The following is an 18,662-nucleotide window of genomic DNA, read 5'->3' as shown; positions in this document are numbered from 1 at the left end:
GGAGCAGAGAATATGAAATAGAAAGAAAAAATATTAATAGACTTCTAACTAATCATTCAGAAACAGAATATGGAGAAAGGCAGGGTAGGGGCGAACAGGGTCAGCTTCGCCGAGAGTTTAACGACCGTGATTTTCTCCGTCCTGCTACTAACATTATACCGCAAGAAAATAAAAACAAAATTGATTTTCAAGCAAAACTAAAAGAATTTAGCAGCAAAAAGAGCAATGCTCCTGTGCAGATTCAAACTTTAACAATGGGGTTTAAAAAATGAGCAACACAAATATTATTAATATCAATAATCAAAAGGTTGTGTTTGAAAATAAAGATGATCAAATTTTCTGCACAAGCTTAGATATAGCAAGGGTATTTAGTAAGCAGCATAAGGACATTTTGGAAACAATTAGGAATAAAACTAGAAATGAAGAAACTAAAAATTTTAACGAGCGGAATTTTCGGCTCGTTGAATATAAAGACGCCAAAGGGGAAATGAGACCTACATATCAGCTTACCAAAGATGGCTTTTCATTTATAGCTATGGGGCTTACAGGCAAAAAAGCAGATTTATTTAAAATCGCTTTTATTAATGCCTTTAATAAAATGGAGAAGCTCTTGCAAAAAGAAACTCCAAGCCATAATAAATATTTAATGGATTTAATGAATCTTATTAATCCAAACTTACCCAAAAACGACTACAAGGTTAGTGTGGTTATTACTAAAAATCCTTACTCCAAAGAATCCAAAAATGTTTTTTCTTTGGATTATCTTGTAGATAACCGCACACCAAAAGATCCAACCTCAAATCAAAAGGAGTTTAACAATGAATAATGTCAATTTAATCGGCTATTTAGGCAAGGATTTTGAAATAGGCAATACAAGCAGTGGAAAGCTTTATGCAAAAAATTCTCTTGCCATTACTAAAAGGTGGAAAAATGAAAAAGGGAATGATGAGAGTAGCACAACTTGGATTCCTATTGTGTTGTTTGGAAAGAGTGCAGAAAATGCTTCTATGTATATCAAAAAAGGTTCTCAATTTGCGTGCAGTGGAGAATTATCCTCTAGTAAATATCTTGATGAAGCAGGAAACACTAGAACAATACTAAGCGTGATTGTTTCTAAATTCTATTGGCTAGGCAAAAAGGATAGTAAAGATACACCACAAATCACACAAGAACCACCAAAAGAACCGAGTGTTGAATACGAACACCCAACAATGAATATAGAATCTGAAGAAATTCCATTTTAGGAGATATTTATGAGAAGTTTTAAATTTTTAACCACAAGGAAAATCCATCATACCCCAACGAGTGGGGCAAAGCTAATAAGCCTTGACTACAATTATACAAAGGAGTATAATTGCAACTATGATGAATTTAGCGGTATTCATCTTAGCTCCTTTAGGGGCTTAGATTTTGACCACAAGGGTGCGAACCTTGTGGCAAACACCCCACGCAATTATACCAAAAAACTCACAGCCTCGCTTCTTAGCCTATTCCTATTTTCTAACATTGCATTTGGTGCTGGCGGAATTCCTGTTGTGGATGTTGCTGCAAATCAACAAATGGCAACACAAAATGCTAAACAAATCGCAGAGTGGGTTAAAGAAGCTTCAAGGTGGGCAGAAACCGTATCGCACTATCAAAAACAAATCCAAGCTTACAAAGATGAATTACTTTCAAAAACAGGCATAAGAGATTCTGTTGCTTTTATGAAAGATATTAAACAAATTTATTCTGATTTTTCTGAAGCTGGGAAAAATATACAATCTTTTTATAACGATGTTTTAAGAAATCCAGAGCAATTTTTAAGCCAAAAAGGCAGTGAAATTTTTAACAAATACACGAGCTTTGATAGATGTAATTTTGATTATATGACACAATCAGAAAAAAACATTTGCAAAGTGGATTTAATCACTTATGCTGCGCAAGTAGAAACATATAATCAAGCTTCCATACAAATGGACACAATTAGCGAAACGCTTAAAAAACTGCAAGATAAATTAGCCAACACTAAAGACATTAAAGAAAGCGCGGATGTTGGCAATGCGATTCAGCTAGAAGTCGCAAAAATTCAAATGGTTAAAAATCAATTAGATTTAGCAAATTCAAGCTATCAAAACCAAAGAAATATACAACAAGATATTGCAATGCAAGAATATTCTAGGTCGTTCGACACTATTTTAAATTCAACAATTACAGATGAAGACATTGCAAAACATTTTAAAAGAAATAAATAGATGGATTTAAAATTATTTCAAACCTTAGGCAATAGCATCCAACAAATCGTTGATGCAATCAGACAAGTAGGCACGAGCGACAAAATGGCTGAGCTTAGCGTTTTATTCTCCATTATTATCACGCTTGTAATTATGTATAAGGGTTTTGAAGTCTTAGCAGGTAGAAGCCAAAGCCCTATTAGAGAGCTTACTTGGGATATAGCAGGAAAACTCCTAGCGATTACTTTTGCATTAAATCTTGGAGGTTGGTTAGATTTAGCAATTTCTGCAATGGATGGAGTCTATGAATGGGCAGGTGGTGGCACACAAATGTATGCAAACTTAGATATTATGTTTGCAAATACTATAAAAATGACAAATACAATTTGGGCTAAATCAAGCGGCTTAAAAGATTCTTTTATGGCAGTTGTTGCTATGTTGCTTTGCTATATCGGATTTTTAGTCGCCGCAGTTCCTACATTAGCGATTTTAGTCGTTACAACCTTCACCCAAACAATGCTTGTAATTTCTGCTCCTATTGTGTTTTGGCTTTTAATTTTTAAATCCACAAAGAATGTTTTTACACAATGGATTGGTCTTTTGCTTTCTAATACTTTAGTAATTTTGCTGGTTGGTTTATTTTTGCAAACCTTTATGGATGAGATTAATAGCTGGGCTACTTTATTAACAAGCAAAACACGATCTGGAAATGAAGTGCTAGCAACAGGTATTTTCTATGTAATCTCCTCTTTGATTTTGGTTATTATGATTTTAGGCGCAAAAGCTTTTGCTGAAAAGGTTGCAAATGTATCAATGGATGGCGCAATGGGCGGTGCAATAAGTAGCAAATTAACTCCTATTGGTCAATTAGCAGCAAAACCTGCAGGTTGGGCTGCTGGTAAAACTGCAAGTGCAGCAATGGCTGGTGGAAAGTATGCAGGTAAGGCTGCTTGGGCTGGAACTAAAGCTGGTGGTCGGGCTGCATATAGTGGTGCAAAAAGAATGTATGAGAGGATGAGAAATGAAGCGTAATTTTATTTTTCTTTTTATTTTTGGTGTTTTCTTGAGTGCTTGTAGCACTCATCAAGGTAAATATGATGAGCTTTTTAACAGTCAAAAAGATTGGATACCTGTTAATGCGGATTTTAATCAAGCTACAAAGGAATCTAATGAATCTAAATAATATTAGAGTTATTAGTTTAATACAGAAAGGATAAATATGTCAAAAGATGATTTGGGCAAAGAACTTGAAAAACAAGGCTGGATTAGCCTAGAAGACAAGATTAAACAAGAGGAGCAAGAAGAGTTAGCAAAAGAGGACAAAAAACAATCTCACTTTATGGATAAGTTTAATAGCTTTTTCAAAAAGAAAGAAAAAGCTATTGATAAATCCATTGATCAAGGAAAAGAGCGATGAGAAACGATTTTAATACTGCTTTAGATTATGAAGCAAGTTTTAGATATTTGATTGAAAAAAGCAACAAAAGAGCGTGGCTTATTGCTTTTATCTCTATTTTTATAGCGATTCTTTCTATTGTTGCTGTTGTTTTGCTCACCCCTTTAAAAACTATTGAACCTTATGTGATAAGGGTAGATAACACTACAGGAATGGTTGATATTTTAACCATACTTGATGAGAAAGAAATTACAAAAAATGAAGCTTTAGATAAATATTTTATTGGGACTTATATTAAGGCTAGAGAGGGATATTACTATGAGCTTTTGAATCAAGATTATTTGCTCACTCAATTAATGAGCTCTGAAAAGGTTGCGAATGAATACAGGGCTTGGTATGAAGGAGATAACGCAAGAGATCAAATCCTAAAAAATTCTAATGAAGTGAGTGTGCAAATTTTAAGCATTGTTTTGGGGGAAAGCAATGGTGTTAAAACTTCAACCATTAGAGCAATCATTACTACAAAGAATCTCAATACAAGAGGAACAGCACACGCAACAAAAGTCATTACATTAAGTTATGACTATATCTTAGCAAAAGCTAGTGAGGAAAACAGGATTTTAAATCCTCTTGGTTTTAAAGTTTTAACATATAGAGTTGATGACGAGGTAGAAAGATGAAAAAAATAATTCTAATTAGCCTATTTTTAAGCAGTTTTGTATGGGCTTTAAATATTCCAAAAGCTTCCATATACGATAAAAGAATCACTTATGCAGTCTATAATGCTAATGATGTCTTTCAAGTAAATGCTAAAAATGGATATGTAAGTGTGTTGGAATTTGGTATTGATGAGAGAATCATTAATACCGCCACAGGTTTTGCGGAGGGTTGGGATTTAATAGAAAAAGACAATCTTTTATTCATCAAGCCTAAAGCTTATAAAACACAGCTTGTCCAACAAGACGAAAACAATATGGGAGAAAGTCAATCTTCGCAAGAATTTGTGCTAGATCCTAATCCGAGTGATTGGAAAACTAACTTAATTGTAATTACAAATTTAAATGCTTATGTGTTTGATTTAAAGCTTGTTACCAAAAACAGCAACACCACTTACAAACTTAGCTTTTCATATCCGCAAAAAGATTATGAGGCTGCTAAGGAATTTTTAGAAGCACAAGAGCAAGAAAATATCCGAACTGATTTAAATAAAAATACCATTCCTAGAAATTGGGATTTTTATATGAAAGTCAATAAAGGAAGTGAGGATATAAGCCCAAATTTTGCCTATGATGATGGTGTTTTTACTTATCTTGGATTTGATAACACTAAAACATTCCCTGCAGTTTTTATGTATGAAAATGGCAAAGAAAGTATCTTAAATACGCATATCAAAAAAGATGGCAATTATGATGTTTTAGTGATTCAAAAAACTGCTAAACAAATTCTCCTAAGAAGCGGGGATAAGGTTGTTGGAATTTTTAATAAGGGATACGCAAAGAATCCATTACGCAAAACAAGGGAAACTTCTAATGAAAATGTTCAGCGGGAAGTTAATAAAAAGGGTGGAAAATGATAAGAATAAAAACTGCCACAAGGGCGGTAAATCCTTGCAGCAGAGTTTTACAGAAGGCAGTTATTTACTTTTTAGATTTAAATAAGATTTCTCTTATTTCTTCTCTAAAAAGCGTGACTAGCACTGCAATAACTGCAATGAATAGGTTTGAATCCATTATGGACTCCTTACAAGTTGAATTCCGCCCGCATACCCAACTAAATAGCCAAAAAAAAAGCTCAGCTCCCCAAAAGAGAACCGAGCTTAATCAACTTGTAAGGCTCTGTAAAACCTTTTTATCCATTTACCGAATGGATCAAGAGAATTATAGCACAAAAATGATAAGGAAATAGAGAATATGCACGATAAAGAACAAGACGCTTTAAACAATGATTTTGAAAATCATACAACAGAATTAAATAGCCAAAAAGATCACCTTAAGAAAATACAAGGCTATGGTATTTTCGCCATTGGTGGTTTATTGCTCATTGTATTAATGGTTTATTTCTTAAATTCTTTTTTAAGCAGGAATGATGGCGTTGAAGAAACACCAAAAGAAGACAATAAAGATTTAGCGCAAAGCGTAAAACAAAAAGAATTTGTCCCACCTGCTCCACAAAAAACATTTGACGAACTCATCGCGCAAGAACCCAAACAGCAAGAAGTGCCAATTTTTGAACCAAAACCACCAAAACCTAGAATTATCAAAGGTGCTGGAATCACTGTTGTTGCTTCATCTAGCAATGGGAATTTTGGGGGTGGCGTTGGAGCTGGAGCTGGGGGAGAATTCGGAGAAAAACCAAATACGGTGTTTGAGTTTGGACAAAATGGTGCTGGTGCTTTACAAAATCCTAATAGCTTACAAGGTGGGGGAGATTTTGTAGGAGAAGTTTTTACACCAACCATTGCAAAATTGAGTGAATTTGATCAAAACTTACTCCTTCCTAAAGGCACTTATATAGGCTGCGCCTTAAAAACAAAACTTGTAAGCTCTATTAAAGGCGGAATTGCTTGTATTGTTTCAAACGATGTTTATTCTGCAAATGGAAACACACTTTTAATTGAAAAAGGTAGCACGATTACAGGAACATTTAATGCGGGTCAAATTGATGATGGAATGGATAGGCTTTTTGTAATTTGGCAGGAAATTAGAACGCCTAATAACATTATTATTCCTGTGTATTCGGGTGCTACTGATGAGCTAGGAGCTAGTGGTATGCCCGGCTGGGTAGATCATCACTATCTTAAACGCTTTGGTTCTGCGATTTTGCTTTCAATGATTGATGATGGAATGGCTATTTTAGCCGATCAATTAAGCAAAAACAATGGCAATGGCAACAACTATTACAATTATAGTCAAAACACAAGGGATAATATTAATGAAATTGCCAATACTGCTTTAGAAAAAATGATTGATATTAAACCCACACTTTACAAAAATCATGGTGATTTGGTTGGCGTTTATGTCAATAAAGATATTGATTTTTCAAAAGTTTATAAGCTCACAAGGAAAAAGAATGTCAATCACATTAGATAAATATACGCAACAATATTTTGGGGAATTTTTAAAAGACGATAGCATTAATGAAATCTGCTACAATGGGGATGATAAAATTTGGATACAAAACTCAAAAGGATTTTGGCAATCTGTAACTACTGAACTTGACTTTGAGAGAGCAAGCCATTTTGCAACTGCGGCGGCTGCTTTTAAAAAAGATAAGATTGATGTAGCACGCCCGATTCTTAGCTGTATTTTAGTAGGCGGAGAGCGTATGCAAATTGTCATTCCTCCTGCTACAAAAAATGAACACATTTCTATTACCATTAGAAAGCCGAGTAAAACTCGCTTTAAAATGGAAGATCATGTTAAAAGTGGTCTTTTTGAAGATTTAAATCCCAATACTAATGAAATTAAACCAAGCGATAAGGAATTAATCAAGCTTTATGAAGCAAAAGATTATCAAAGTTTTATTTCTAAGGCTGTTGGATTTGGCAAGAACATCATTATTGCTGGTGAAACAGGTAGTGGAAAAACTACCTTTATGAAAACTTTGATTGATTTTATAAGCCTTGAAGATAGGATTATTACCATTGAGGATGTTGAGGAGATTAAATTCTATGAACACAAAAACTTCGTGCAATTATTCTATCCTTCCGAAGCAAAAAGCACAGATTTTCTAAATTCTGCAACGCTTTTAAAATCTTGTTTAAGAATGAAGCCTGATAGGATTTTATTAGCAGAGCTTAGGGGTGCTGAAACTTATGATTTTATCAATGTTTTAGCAAGTGGTCATGGAGGCAGCATTACAAGCTGCCACGCAGGAAGCCCTGAAGAAACATTTACGCGACTTGCTTTAATGACTTTGCAGAATCCACAAGGACAATGTGTGCCTTTTGAAATCATCCAAAAAACCCTTAAAGATTTAATAGATATTGTTGTGCATATCCACGCACATCATGGAAAAAGACGCATTAATGGAATCTATTTCAAAGAAATAGAAAACACCAAATAAGGAAATATTTATGTGGCAAATTAAAACACAAGATAAAAAAGCAACAAATGCAAACCTTGTAAATATAAACGATAAAGAGGTGGAATTTACTACTCAAAATAACCAAATATTTTGCACGAGTTTGGATATAGCAAGGGTATTTGAAAAAAGGCATACGCATATTTTAGATTTAGTCAATGAAAAATTAAAGAATAAAGAAATTCAAGATTTTACTGAGCCGAATTTTCGGCTCAGTGAGTATAAAGATAGCACGGGCAGGGTCTTGCCTTGCTATAAACTCACTCGTGATGGTTTTTCTTTTATAGCAATGGGGCTTACAGGCAAGAAAGCTGATATATGGAAAGTTTCATTTATTAATGCTTTTAATAAAATGGAACAAGTTATTACCCAAGAAATACATAGCCCCAACAAATATCTTACAGAAATAATGAGTGAGCTTTATAAAAAACTTCCACAAGAAGATTTTAGTGTTGATATTACGCTTAAAGATAGAAATCAAAATAATCAAATCATTTTTTCTCATTATTATGAAGTCGGCGGCAAACCAAAAGACCCAATGGCAAGTAAAAATAAAGCATTTTTTCAAGAAAAAATGCAAAATTTTAGTGCAAATAAAACTATTAAAAATCAAGACTTGGAGCGATAGATGCAAAATAAAAGAAATATTCAAATTATTTTTCTTGTTATAACAAGTTTTATTCTCACTTACTTACTAACACCGATTATTTTTTTCTTTTTGAATAAAGTAAAAATAGTCAAAGCTCTTGAAATTTACAACATTAATTTCACTTTTCAAGCAATTAGTAATGGTTACCCAAAAATATGGCTTTCTTTAGGTGTTACATTTGGAATTTGCTTGATTGCTTTTACCGCTTTGGTGTTATCTCTAAAAACCAAAAAATCGCAATTTGGTGAAGCTAGATTTGCCAATAATAACGAGATTAAGCAGATGAAGTTATTTAATGATAAGGGCATTATCATCGGAAAATATAAAGGTAAATTTTTAAGATTTGGGGGTCAGCAATTTGTGGCGTTAGGAGCTCCTACAAGAAGCGGTAAAGGTGTAGGTATTGTTATACCAAACTTACTAGAATGGGCAGAAAGCGCAGTCGTGCAAGACATTAAACAAGAATGTTTTGACTACACAAGCAAATACAGAAAAGAAGTTTTAGGGCAAGAAGTCTATCTCTTTAATCCATTTTCAAGACAAACTCATCGTTATAATCCGCTTACTTATATTGATATGAGTGATAAGGAGCATTGCGATAGTCAATTAATGGACTTAGCTAACATTCTTTATCCGCTCGATGGGGATTCAACTTCCAAATTCTTTAATGGATTAGCGCAAAACTTATTTGTCGGATTATGCTATATGTGGCGTGATTTGCAATTAAGCAATATTGGAAAAGACTTCCAAAGAGCTTTTGAAATAAAAATAGGAGAGTTTAATTTTTATAATATTTTACAGCTTTCAAAAGGGCTATCTATTAAAAATGAAAATCAAGCAATACAAGGCTTTGATGATACCTATAACTTTTTAGTGCATTGTGAAGTTTTAGATGACGCCACAAAAAGACGCTTAGAAACCTATTTTAACATTAGCTCTGATGCTACAAAATCAGGCGTAATGAGTTCTTTTAATGCGCCTCTTGTTCCCTTTGAAAGCGAAACATTGAAATTAAGCACAGAAACAAGCGATTTTGATTTAAGAGATTTGCGCAAAAAGAAAATGACAATCTACATTGGCATTACTCCTGATCAATTAGCAAATGCACAATTTATTTTAAATATTTTTTGGTCGCAACTTATTTTGTTAAATACCAAAGAATTACCACAAAAGAATAAAGATTTGAAATATTCTTGTTTGCTTTTAATGGACGAATTTACAGCACCCGGAAGAATTCAAATCTTGCAAACCTCTGTAAGTTTCATTGCTGGATACAATCTAAGATTATTAACAATCTATCAATCTTTATCGCAGCTAGAAACGCAGCCACCTTTAGGCTATGGCAAAGAGGGAGCTAAAACATTACTAACAAATCATGCTTGTCAAATTTTCTATGCTCCAAGAGAGCAAGAAGACGCGGAAGCTATTTCTAAGATTCTAGGTAACACGACTTTTAAGACAAGCTCAAGAAGCATAAATTCAGGCGGTAATGGGGGCGGCTCAAGAAGCATTAGTGAAGCAAGTAGGGCTTTAATGCTACCGCAAGAATTACGAGAAATGTCATTTGAAAATGAGCTTATCACAATTGATAGTGGCAAACCTATTTTATGCAATAAAGCTTTCTATTATTCCGATTCTTATTTTATGGATAAATTTAAAGCGATTTCAAAAAGCTTAGCAGCAATCAAAAAAATACCAACAAGAGAGCAACTAGAAAATGCAATCTTACAAGGAGAATGCAAAGTTAAAATTCAAATTATAGGAGAAGACAATGAAGAAAATGTCGCTTAGTTTAGCCATTATGGCTTCGTTAATGGTTATAGGGTGTTCTGCGCCAAAACCAAAACAATTAGATAGTGGTTCTGCATTATCCATTAATAATTCTATTTTGGAAAGGCAGTATAACTTCGTCCCAAAAGATGATTTTTTAAGCTCACAAAATTGGACTTATCAAATCACGGTTGAAAAAAATTCAACGAGAGATGATTTTATCCAAAATGAGCTTGTAACAAAAACTTTTCTTTTGGCGCACAATGCTAGTAAGATGATTCTAATAGGGAGAGAAGATTTAATTAAAGACTACAAAGAGTATTTTATTAAAAATCAAGTCATTATCCCTATTGAATTACAGCCTATCAATCCCTATGAAGAAAAACTTAATGTAGTAAATATTCTATTTTTTAACAAAACTAATACAGGAGAATGAAAAATGAAAAAGGTTCTTTTATCTACTTTAATTTTTGGTGTTGTATCCGCTAATGCAATAGAGTTGGAGCTATTATCTGGAGATACTAGATTAGCTTGTGAAGCAATGCTTTGTTTAGCTTCACCTGTGCAACCTGCAGAGTGTAGCGCAGCTTTAACAAGATATTTTAGCATTAATGCGAAAAAATGGTCGCAAGTCGTTGCCAAACGAAAAAGTTTTTTGGATTTATGTCCTGTTGTTGCTTCAAGCGATCCTGAAATGTATAAATACAAAAATGAAATTTTGGCTAATTTGGATGGTGAATGCTCAGTTACCTCCCTTAATAATAGAATTGAGAATAAAGTTATTAGGGTGGATAAAGTATGCACAAATGATGGGGATGGTAGTGGCATTCAATGTAGGGATGTCAATGTATATGGATTTAGAGTAAATCCTGAATTGACAAATTCTTGCAAATTACTATCTACATCAAGTTATACTGATTACAATCTAAAATATACTTGTGATACTAAATTTTACGAAAAAAATGAGTGGCAAAGAGGCTATGAATTAAAAGAAGTCTCACAAGATGTTTATAGTGCTCTACCATTATCACAAAAAGAACAGGGTGAGAAATTAGCCCAAATTAGTAGATATGAATATACGCAATTACCTCAAAACCAAAGAAAACAAGTAGGGAATCAATACTACAGAGTAGATATTGGATATTATCAAAAATCAATGATTTCAAAAAATTGCTGGGTTAATGAGAAGTAATAATGAATGAAAATAATTCTAATGAAAATAGTCTTTATGAAATTGTAAATGAGGAAAACAACAGCACACAAGAAATAATTAACTTTAATGAGTTGTTAGAAAGATTTACAAACACCATGCAAACAATCAATGGAAAAATCCATGTTGGGAAGCAAAACTCGCATAGCAATACAGAGGATGGTATTTTTAAAGATTTGGAGGAGAGTTTTTCGGAATTAAATAGTATCCATTTGGCTCTTGTCGCTTATTTTAAAAATCCTCCTAGCGATGAAGAAAAAGAGATTTTTCATAAAACAGCCTCTATCAAAAAGACTATGGAGGATCTTGCCAAATTTGCTAATGAAATCCAAAAAATATCCTTAGATGAAAAGCTCAAAAATTACAACCAACAAATTAATAGCTTTTGTGAAATTGTAGAATATAAGCTTTCTCACAATGCACAAATCTATCAAGAATTTCTTGATGGCTTTGTTGCAGACGGAAAACAAAAGCTTAATATATTTTCGGAAATCTTTACAAAAATGACAAAAAATACCAAATGGTTTCTTGTATTTTTTAGTGTTGCTTCTATTAGCTTGGGTGTTATTTTTGGGGTTTTATTATCTCTTACATATGCAAAGCATTTAGAATATAACAAGTTAAAAGGGAGGGTGGCTGCAATCACTCAAGGTTTGGCTACTATCTCTGTTAATAAAGATGATAAAAGCCTCACCTTAAGCTTCGCAAAAAACAAAAAAACTATTTTTAATGAGAATAAAAATAGTATTCAAATCACACTACAAGGAGGTGAATGAACAAAATAATTATATATCAAATTCGCAAAAAAACAAAAAAACAAAAATTCTAATAAAGGAGATAAAAATGGCATTCGGACGATTGGTTAATGATAAAATTGTTATTGATACTAACAATGCACTAAATTACAGAAGCAAGGAAGGTGATATTCAGCAAAGAAAAGTGGATACAGCCTTGATTGATGTTATTAAAGAAGCAGGACAAGTTGCCGCAATGGAACATGGTTCTGTTCTCTTTTCTGCAAAAGTCAATAATGAGTGGAAAAACTTTTTTGTAAATAGAGATGAAAAAACTCATAATATTGTGCTAAAACCCACAAACTCGCAAAATAGAGATGATTTTATTTATATAAACTCTAACACAAATGAGAAAGGCTACTTTTACTATACAATCAATCAGAAGCGAGAATCTGCAAAAGAATTAATTGAGGGTGTAGGCATTACAGAACGCCAAAATCAAGATGGCTCTAAAAGTCATTATTTAGAAACTAATGTAAGACTTTACAATGAAGAGCTCAAACAAGAGCTAAAAGAAAGAGGCAATGAATTTATAGCAGTCATCTCAAATGACGGAATTAAAGTTGTCAATGAAGCCGAAATGAAAGCACAAAAGCAAGAACAGCAAATGCAGCAAACTCAAGAAATCAAAGAGCCTGAAAAGAAGCAAGATAAGGGATTTGAAAGATAATGTGCGCCCTTTTGGGCGTATATTATTAGTTACTATTATTTAATATAAATTAATAATAATTATTTATAGTTAATATTATTAACTAATAGTAATTATAAATTAATATAAAAGGAATGCAAAATGACTTTTTCTTGCTCATATACTACCTATACTGACAATAAACGAGAATTAGTTGCTATCAATGGCGAAATAGAAACTTATAGTTATCCGCCTCTTACACAAAGTGAGATACTTCATGCAATCAAAGATTTTATCTTTGAAAAATCCATACAAGATAAAAAAGTCAATTTTACTCTCTATCCAAAAACTCCTAGAGAATTTGACTATTTTAGAGAGGGTGAAAATTGGAATAGATAAAGAGCTAAGTAAAGAAGATTTGATTTTTCTTCTTGCGAGAAATTTTCATAAAGAGCTTGGAATAGGTGCGCAAGATAGTATCTCTTTTGATACGAAAAAAAATAGAATCAATATTAATAAAAGAACTTCAAATCAAGCTTCAATGATGGGTAAAAAAGATGATAATGATTTAGGGTATAATAATGGAATCTAAATTTGACACTATTTTATCTCTAACAATAAAAATTCACAAAGAGATTGAACTAATAGAAAAAGAAACAGGCTTTAAAATAGAACAGGATAAAAACAATCCTAATTTATTTTATATCACAGAACCAAATGCTAAAATACCTTTTGCAAGTATAGATTATAGTAAGGAAATAAATAATGCAATACACAATGCAACTACAAGAACCGATACTCAAACAAGCGCATTACGAGAATGTTCCGATTTATTCGCTAGACGAGTTAGAGGAATTATCCAAGAGAGAAGCAGACGAAGCAGAAGCTTGGGCGAGGGAAGTAGAAGATTGGGCGAAAAGAGTGGATACCTTTATGGATTCAATGATAGCCAAATATGGAGAATCAATCCTCAAGAAAGAATATCGCTCCAAAATTTAAGCAAAGAAGGTCAAGAGCTTTATAAGTATGAAGCCCTTAAGGCTTACGCACAAAATGGGGCGATTCTTCCCCCTTCATTTACAGAAAAACTCCAACAAGACAACAACAAAGAAACTAATCAAACTTTAACAAATCACACCAACAATAGCACTACACAACAAGAAAATAAATCCACTAATCATTTTAAAGACAAACTAAAAGAATTTAAAGAAAAACAAACAGAAAAACAAATTAACAATGTTAATAAAAATTTAGAAAGGTAGAAAAATGAGATTATTCATTGCAGAAAAGCCTGAATTGGGCAGAGCGATTGCGGAAGGATTAGAGGGAAGCTATAAGAGCGGAAAAGGATATATTCAAAAGGGTAATGATATTGTTACTTGGGCTTTTGGTCATATATTGGAACTTGCTAAACCTGAAGAATATGATGAAAAATACAAACTATGGAAGCTTGAAGATTTGCCCTTTCCCATTAAGGAATTTAAATATCTTCCTAAAAAGGATAGTAAAGAGCAGCTTAAAATTATTTGCGATTTCATAAATAGCAATACAATAGATTCCATTGTAAATTGTGGTGATGCTGATGATGAGGGACAAATTTTAGTTGATGAAATTATTATGTATTCTAAAACCTCTAAGCCTGTATTTAGGGTTTTAATCAATGATTTAACGCCAAAAGCAGTTAAAGAAGAGATAGCTAAAATTAAGCCAAATACCGATTTTAAAGGAATGAGCGAGAGAGGCTTTGCAAGAAGTCAAGCAGATTGGATTGTGGGTTTTAATCTCACACGAGCTTATACAATACAAGCCCGACAAAATGGATATACGGATAAAAACTCTCTTAGTGTTGGCAGAGTGCAAACACCTATTTTGGGGCTAGTAGTTGCTAGGGATAAAGAATTTGAAGGCTTTAAAAGTATAGATTATTTCTCTTTGATTGGTGATTTTGAAATTAATAACAATATCTTCAAAGCGCGATTGAAAACAGAAGAAAAAATCTTGGATGAGAATATCGCAAAAGATATTAAAAATGCTTGTGAAAGTCAAAATGCAAAAATCAATTTAAAAATAGAAAACAAAAAAGAATATCCACCATTGCCTTATAACTTACTTGTCTTACAAGCAGAATGTGCGAAAATTTTTGGATTTAGCCCTGATAAAACCTTGAAAATCACACAAGATTTAAGAGAAAAGCATAAAGCCATTACTTACAATCGCTCTGATTGTCAGTATCTGCCTGAAACAATGTTTGAAGAAGCTCCAAAGATTCTAAGCTCCATAAAAGAAAATTTAAATAATGATGAGATTGAAGCTTTGATCGCTGGGAGCGATGTAAAAATAAAAGGCAAAGCTTTTAATGATTCTAATATTTCCGCGCACTATGGAATTATTCCTACTCAAAACAAAATTTCATCGCAATTAACCAAAGATGAGCTAATCGTTTATGACTTAATTGCAAAAAGATTCATCATTCAATTTTTTAATCCTAGAGAATACCAAACAACAACCATTGATTTAGAGATAAATCAAAGAATTTTTACAACTACACAAAATAGAACCACAAAAAGTGGTTTTAGGAGCTTGTGGAAAAATATAGATACAGAAGAGGAAGGCGAATCGGAAAATAATGATTGTGATTTATCGGCACTAAAAAATGGAGATAATGCAAAATGTTCTCTTGTGCAAATTGAAAAAAGACAAACAAAGCCACGCCCTTACTATACGATGACAACCTTATTAAAAGATTTAAATAGTGTTGCTAAATATGTGAGAGATGAGAGAATTAAAAAACTGCTTATGGAAAAAGACAAAGACAAAAAAGGAGAAAGTGGAGGAATAGGCACACCTGCTACAAGGTCTAATCATATTAAAACTTTAATTGATAGAGGATATATAGAGGTTAGCCAAGATAAAAAACAAGTTGTTAAATCTACAAAGAAAGGGAGAGATTTAATTTCGCTTTCTCCAAAATCACTTACTACACCTGATATGACAGCTTTATGGTTTGAACAACAAAAGATGATAGAAACATTAGAGCTGGACAGAAAACAATTTTTAGACGAAGTTACAAAAGAAGTTATTAATGAGATTCAAAGAATTAGTAGCAATGAAAGTTTTAAAATAATGGAAAATGGGGATAAACCAAAAATCCAATGCCCGCAATGCAATAAAGGCTTTCTAACAAAACGAAAGGGGAAATATGGAGATTTTTGGGGTTGTAGCGAGTATAACGCTGGGTGTAAAGCAACCTATCAAGACAACAAAGGTAAGCCGAATTTAAACCCCAAAAAAGAATCTAGCCCACAAACGAGCGAATACCAATGCCCTAAATGTCAAAAAGGATTTTTGATTAGAAAAGAGGGAATTTCTAAGGCAGGAAAACCCTATATTTTATGGAGTTGTAACGAGTGGAAAAATGGCTGCGATTATCGCTGCTTTGAGAAAGATGGGAAACCAAATATAAGTTAATTAAAATTAATTTAAATATATTATTAATAACTAATAATAATTAATAATATATTATAGTTATTTAAATTAATTTTTAATATACATTAATAATTAATAGTATATAATAGTTACTATTAATTAACAAGATTGGAGAAAAATCACATTGAAAACAAAAATTGAATGGACAGACTACACTTGGAATTTCATATCAGGTTGCACACAGATAAGCCCTGCTTGTCAGAATTGCTATGCTAAGGCTATGACTAAACGCTTACAAGGAATGGCAAAAGCAAAAATTGCCAAAATGCGTTGCAATGAATGTGGATATGAGTTTAGCAAAGAGCTTAAGAATGAAAATTTAAAGATAGATTTTTATGGCAAGGTTCTTTGTCCAAAGAAACACGAAGCTTTTACCTTTCCTATGTATTATTTTGGTTGGGACAAAGTTTTATTCCACAATTTTAAAGCAGATGAAATTTTAGATAAAAAGAAATATAAAAGTGGTAGTAAAATCTTTGTATGTAGTATGAGTGATTTATTCCATAAAGATATAGATTTTTTAGATATATTTAACACTTTTACCCTTATGGAAGAAAGGGAAGATTTAACCTTTCAAGTTCTTACTAAGCGTGCAGATAGAATGCTTTTTTATTTTAATAATGTTTTACAAATGAGAGAAACAGAAAATGACTATGATGATACTCTCTATAAAAATTTAAAAAAGAATGTTTGGCTTGGAGTAACAGCAGAAAATCAAGAAATGGCAGATTTAAGAATCCCAGATTTATTAAAGATAAAAGAGATTACAGGGTGTAAAGTCTTTGTCAGTGTTGAGCCTATGCTAGAGAGTATAAATCTTACTAAATACCTTGCAAAAGACAATGATTCTACTTGTCTTGATTGGGTTATTGTAGGGGGAGAGAGTGGCAATAGAGCAAGAGCAACAAAAGAAGAATGGGTAATAGATTTGTATGAGCAATGCAAAGATTATGATTGTGCATTCTTTTTTAAGCAAAAAGGTAATCACTTTATTACTTCCCCCTTAGAATCTCATAGTAATAGCTTTATAGAGAATATCTACAATACAAAGGAGTTTCCAAGATGTTAGTAAAAGACTTTGAGTTTAGAATCGTGCCAAAGCCTAATGAAAAAGGCGAGTATTGTAATTGTAATAATGCAGATTGTCCTGCTAAGAAGTTTCACTTTCTTGTTGGCAATGAGGCTAAATCAAGACTAAGTGATGAGAATTTACAAGATTGTAAAATTGAACTTTGGACAGGAAAAGTTGATGAAAATAATAAAAAGATTTTTGAGGGAGATATTCTTATAACAGAAAATGGGGATAAAGTTAGAGTTGCGCTAGATTCTGAAAGAAAGTTTATCGTTATAAATATAGAAAACGAAAATGATGATGAAGATTTTTCTTGGATTAATACAGAATCTTGTGAGGTTATTGGCAATATCCACGAAACAGAGCAACATTAGTTAATTAAAATTAATTTTAATATATATTAATAACTAATAATTATTTAAATCAATTTTTAATATACATTAATAATTAATAATATATAATAGTTACTATTAATTAACATAAAAAAGGATTCTGCGATGATTATATCTGTTATCAACAAAAAGGGCGGCGTTGGTAAAACTCCTTTTGCTTTTTCAATTGCTAAAGATTTAGGATACTTCCTCCAAAGCAACGATAATTCCATTATAGAAAAGATTTATCCCCAAAAGGCAAAAATCTTACCGACTCCAAAAAAAATAGATAATTGCGTTTATGATTTTGGTGGTTTTGTGGAAAAGGGAATATTAGAAATTGTCAAAGATAGTGATTGCATTATTGTTCCTTGCACTAGCAATTATAATTCTTTACTTAGGACATTAGAAACCTTAAATGAAATAGGTAATAATGCTAAAGTTTGCATTCTAGTAACAGATTACAGAGATGAAAAAGAAAAAAATCAAATCTGCGAAACGCTTGAGAGCAACTTTACAGACTTAAATCTTTTCTTTTTTAAGTTTTCAAAAATTATTGAAAATTCAATGAGTAGCGGAGCTTCTTTTACAGAACTCTATAATGAAAACAATCTTTCAAGATTGAGCTACACAAATTTTTTCAATGAATACCAAAAGCTTTTAAATTTCATTACAGAGGAGAAATAATATGGAGAAAAAACCCTTTACAATTGCTGAAGCACTAAACTCTGAACCAACTTCGCAAAAGACTTATGGAAAGGCAGACAAAAAAAAGTCTTCTGGGCGAAAAATTATTGATAAAGAATTAAGGAGAGAACATATAATAGTGTGCAGACTGAATCAAAAAGAACACGACATTTTAAAAAAATTAATGGAATTAGATTTGAGCAGCGAGAGCAGCTCCTACATAAGAAAGTTAATTTTGAAAGAAGCTAGGGTTCTAAATGTCGGTGAATAATAATGCTAAAATATCCTTGCAAAAAACAAAAC

The 18,662-nt window shown here is 32.4% G+C and carries 24 protein-coding genes and 1 pseudogene; all 25 read left to right on the top strand.

The features are described 5' to 3' along the window. Positions 1-272 (top strand): annotated as a pseudogene (locus BS85_RS11775) (hypothetical protein); the annotation flags it as partial. Continuing rightward, positions 269-826, top strand: a complete 558-nt coding sequence (locus tag BS85_RS0109485) for a Rha family transcriptional regulator (RefSeq protein WP_026944576.1) — start codon at positions 269-271, stop codon at positions 824-826. The pseudogene BS85_RS11775 and the gene BS85_RS0109485, both read left to right, overlap by 4 nt. Continuing rightward, positions 819-1,244 carry a single-stranded DNA-binding protein gene (locus tag BS85_RS0109480; RefSeq protein ID WP_026944575.1) on the top strand — a complete coding sequence of 142 codons (426 nt, stop codon included), beginning with the start codon at positions 819-821 and terminating at the stop codon, positions 1,242-1,244. Before BS85_RS0109485 ends, BS85_RS0109480 begins: the two co-directional genes overlap by 8 nt. Before the next feature lie 9 nt (positions 1,245-1,253). After that, entirely contained in the window at positions 1,254-2,234 is a 981-nt protein-coding gene (locus BS85_RS0109475) for a type IV secretion system protein (protein WP_026944574.1), read from the top strand. Beyond that, the gene (locus BS85_RS0109470) at positions 2,235-3,245 is read left to right on the top strand and encodes a TrbL/VirB6 family protein (RefSeq protein WP_026944573.1); all 1,011 of its coding nucleotides are present in this window, start codon (positions 2,235-2,237) and stop codon (positions 3,243-3,245) included. Beyond that, positions 3,235-3,396, top strand: coding sequence for a hypothetical protein (locus tag BS85_RS11770; protein WP_169734709.1), 162 nt, complete (start codon positions 3,235-3,237; stop codon positions 3,394-3,396). Before BS85_RS0109470 ends, BS85_RS11770 begins: the two co-directional genes overlap by 11 nt. A gap of 36 nt (positions 3,397-3,432) precedes the next feature. Next, positions 3,433-3,630, top strand: a complete 198-nt coding sequence (locus tag BS85_RS0109460) for a hypothetical protein (protein ID WP_026944572.1) — start codon at positions 3,433-3,435, stop codon at positions 3,628-3,630. Further along, positions 3,627-4,289 carry a VirB8 family type IV secretion system protein gene (locus tag BS85_RS0109455; protein WP_026944571.1) on the top strand — a complete coding sequence of 221 codons (663 nt, stop codon included), beginning with the start codon at positions 3,627-3,629 and terminating at the stop codon, positions 4,287-4,289. The genes BS85_RS0109460 and BS85_RS0109455 overlap by 4 nt, the downstream gene beginning before the upstream one ends. Further along, positions 4,286-5,182, top strand: a complete 897-nt coding sequence (gene virB9, locus BS85_RS0109450) for a P-type conjugative transfer protein VirB9 (RefSeq protein ID WP_026944570.1) — start codon at positions 4,286-4,288, stop codon at positions 5,180-5,182. The genes BS85_RS0109455 and virB9 overlap by 4 nt, the downstream gene beginning before the upstream one ends. Positions 5,183-5,519: 337 nt before the next feature. Next, positions 5,520-6,698: a type IV secretion system protein VirB10 gene (gene virB10 / locus BS85_RS0109440; protein WP_026944569.1), complete on the top strand. Its 1,179-nt coding sequence runs from the start codon at positions 5,520-5,522 to the stop codon at positions 6,696-6,698. Next, entirely contained in the window at positions 6,679-7,674 is a 996-nt protein-coding gene (virB11, locus tag BS85_RS0109435; protein ID WP_026944568.1) for a P-type DNA transfer ATPase VirB11, read from the top strand. Before virB10 ends, virB11 begins: the two co-directional genes overlap by 20 nt. Before the next feature lie 10 nt (positions 7,675-7,684). Continuing rightward, positions 7,685-8,320: a Rha family transcriptional regulator gene (locus BS85_RS11125; protein ID WP_081949675.1), complete on the top strand. Its 636-nt coding sequence runs from the start codon at positions 7,685-7,687 to the stop codon at positions 8,318-8,320. Further along, the gene (locus tag BS85_RS0109425; protein ID WP_026944567.1) at positions 8,321-10,132 is read left to right on the top strand and encodes a type IV secretory system conjugative DNA transfer family protein; all 1,812 of its coding nucleotides are present in this window, start codon (positions 8,321-8,323) and stop codon (positions 10,130-10,132) included. Further along, positions 10,113-10,547 carry a cag pathogenicity island Cag12 family protein gene (locus BS85_RS0109420; RefSeq protein WP_026944566.1) on the top strand — a complete coding sequence of 145 codons (435 nt, stop codon included), beginning with the start codon at positions 10,113-10,115 and terminating at the stop codon, positions 10,545-10,547. The genes BS85_RS0109425 and BS85_RS0109420 overlap by 20 nt, the downstream gene beginning before the upstream one ends. Positions 10,548-10,550: 3 nt before the next feature. Next, positions 10,551-11,303, top strand: coding sequence for a TrbM/KikA/MpfK family conjugal transfer protein (locus tag BS85_RS0109415; RefSeq protein WP_026944565.1), 753 nt, complete (start codon positions 10,551-10,553; stop codon positions 11,301-11,303). Between the two features lie 2 nt (positions 11,304-11,305). Next, a complete protein-coding gene (locus tag BS85_RS0109410) occupies positions 11,306-12,097 on the top strand; it encodes a hypothetical protein (protein WP_026944564.1) in 792 nt (263 codons plus the stop codon). A 67-nt stretch (positions 12,098-12,164) separates the two neighbouring features. Beyond that, complete coding sequence (locus BS85_RS0109405) at positions 12,165-12,785, top strand: hypothetical protein (RefSeq protein ID WP_026944563.1); 621 nt, start codon at positions 12,165-12,167, stop codon at positions 12,783-12,785. Positions 12,786-12,905: 120 nt separating this feature from the next. Continuing rightward, on the top strand, positions 12,906-13,142 hold the full coding sequence (locus BS85_RS0109400) for a hypothetical protein (protein WP_026944562.1): 237 nt from the start codon (positions 12,906-12,908) through the stop codon (positions 13,140-13,142). After that, positions 13,123-13,335 (top strand): hypothetical protein, encoded by a 213-nt coding sequence (locus BS85_RS0109395; protein ID WP_026944561.1) that lies wholly within the window; start codon positions 13,123-13,125, stop codon positions 13,333-13,335. Before BS85_RS0109400 ends, BS85_RS0109395 begins: the two co-directional genes overlap by 20 nt. Beyond that, positions 13,325-14,005: a hypothetical protein gene (locus BS85_RS0109390; protein ID WP_026944560.1), complete on the top strand. Its 681-nt coding sequence runs from the start codon at positions 13,325-13,327 to the stop codon at positions 14,003-14,005. The genes BS85_RS0109395 and BS85_RS0109390 overlap by 11 nt, the downstream gene beginning before the upstream one ends. 4 nt (positions 14,006-14,009) lie before the next feature. Continuing rightward, positions 14,010-16,211 (top strand): DNA topoisomerase 3, encoded by a 2,202-nt coding sequence (locus BS85_RS0109385; protein ID WP_026944559.1) that lies wholly within the window; start codon positions 14,010-14,012, stop codon positions 16,209-16,211. A gap of 142 nt (positions 16,212-16,353) precedes the next feature. Beyond that, positions 16,354-17,298, top strand: a complete 945-nt coding sequence (locus BS85_RS10960) for a DUF5131 family protein (RefSeq protein WP_169734708.1) — start codon at positions 16,354-16,356, stop codon at positions 17,296-17,298. After that, positions 17,292-17,675, top strand: coding sequence for a YopX family protein (locus BS85_RS0109375; protein ID WP_026944558.1), 384 nt, complete (start codon positions 17,292-17,294; stop codon positions 17,673-17,675). Before BS85_RS10960 ends, BS85_RS0109375 begins: the two co-directional genes overlap by 7 nt. A gap of 123 nt (positions 17,676-17,798) precedes the next feature. Further along, positions 17,799-18,359 (top strand): P-loop NTPase family protein, encoded by a 561-nt coding sequence (locus BS85_RS0109370; RefSeq protein ID WP_026944557.1) that lies wholly within the window; start codon positions 17,799-17,801, stop codon positions 18,357-18,359. Between the two features lies 1 nt (position 18,360). After that, positions 18,361-18,630 (top strand): hypothetical protein, encoded by a 270-nt coding sequence (locus BS85_RS0109365; RefSeq protein WP_026944556.1) that lies wholly within the window; start codon positions 18,361-18,363, stop codon positions 18,628-18,630. Positions 18,631-18,662 lie beyond the last annotated feature (32 nt).

The sequence above is a fragment of the Helicobacter rodentium ATCC 700285 genome (assembly GCF_000687535.1).
Lineage (GTDB): Bacteria > Campylobacterota > Campylobacteria > Campylobacterales > Helicobacteraceae > Helicobacter_D > Helicobacter_D rodentium.
The sequence above is the reverse complement of the archived record's forward strand: the minus strand, read 5'-3'. Positions and strand labels throughout refer to the sequence as shown.